This is a genomic window from Rhizobacter sp. P3_B12 (genome assembly GCF_056402895.1).
In genome coordinates this window covers 1-1145 of record NZ_JBFUGN010001423.1, presented here as the reverse complement: position 1 = coordinate 1145, position 1145 = coordinate 1, and the positions used below count along the sequence as shown (strand labels likewise).

1 protein-coding gene is annotated in these 1145 nt (G+C 67.1%); it reads right to left on the bottom strand.

Annotation, left to right across the window (positions count from 1 at the left end):
* Positions 1–86: 86 nt before the first annotated feature.
* Entirely contained in the window at positions 87–1043 is a 957-nt protein-coding gene (locus AC1D01_RS35780; protein ID WP_477874429.1) for a Bug family tripartite tricarboxylate transporter substrate binding protein, read from the bottom strand.
* Between the last annotated feature and the right edge of the window lie 102 nt (positions 1044–1145).

Genomic DNA, 1145 nt, shown 5'->3' with positions numbered 1-1145 from the left:
GCGTCATTCAATCCGCCCCTCAAACGCAGGCTGGCCGGCGCACAGCGCCGGCCAGCCTTACTGCAGGGAACCTGCGATCCTGTCGCCTACAGCATGCCCAGCTTCAGCATCAGCGCACGCAGGCGCGCGGTGTCGTCGTCGACGAACTTGCCGAAGTCGTCGCCGGTCATCAGCGCCGAGTTCCACTTGTTGTTGGCCAGCGTCTCGGCCCAGCTCTTGSTCTTGGTGGCCTTCGCGACCGCGTCGACCAGCTTCTGGCGCTGCGCCGGCGTGATGCCGGGCGCGCCGTACACGCCGCGCCAGTTGCCGATCGACACGTTGATGCCCTGCTCGACCAGCGTCGGGATGTCCGAGCCGCGGATGCGGTTCGGCGCCGTGACGCCGATCGCGCGCATCTTGCCGGTCTTGATGAATTCCTCGAACTCGGCCAGGCCGCTGGTGCCCACCGTGATGTGGCCGCCCAGCACCGCGGCCGTCGCCTCGCCGCCGCCCTTGAACGGCACGTAGTTGATCTTGGTCGCGTCGACGCCGGCCTCGCGCGCGATCATCGCGACGCTGACGTGGTCGACCGAACCCTTCGAGCCGCCGCCCCACTTGACGCTGCCGGGGTCCTTCTTCATCTGGTCGACGACGTCCTTCATCGTCTTCAGCGGCGAATTGGCCGGCACGACGAACACGTTGTACTCGGCCAGCAGGCGCGCCACCGGCGTCGCGTCGTTCAGCGTGATCGGCGGCTTGTTCTGCACGATCGCGCCGACCATGATGGCGCCGACGACGATCATCGCGTTCGGGTCGCCCTTCGATGCGTTCGCGAACTGCGCCAGGCCGATCGTGCCGCCGGCACCGCCCTTGTTCTCATAGGTGATCGAGCCGGCCACGCCCGCTTCCTRCATGGCCTTGCCGATGCCGCGGCCGGTCTGGTCATAGCCGCCACCGGGGTTGGCGCCGATCATCACCTTGAAGTTGTCCTGGGCGAACACGGCCGCGGAGGCGGTCGCTAGGGCCAGCGGCAACAGCACGGTTTTGAGCAAGAGGCGTCGCATGAATAAGTCTCCTTGAGGGGGAATGCACTGAACAGAGGCGCCATCCTGAGCGCAGCAGCGCCCGGTTACATCCGGGCAAGCCCTGGGGTGCCGGCATGAGAC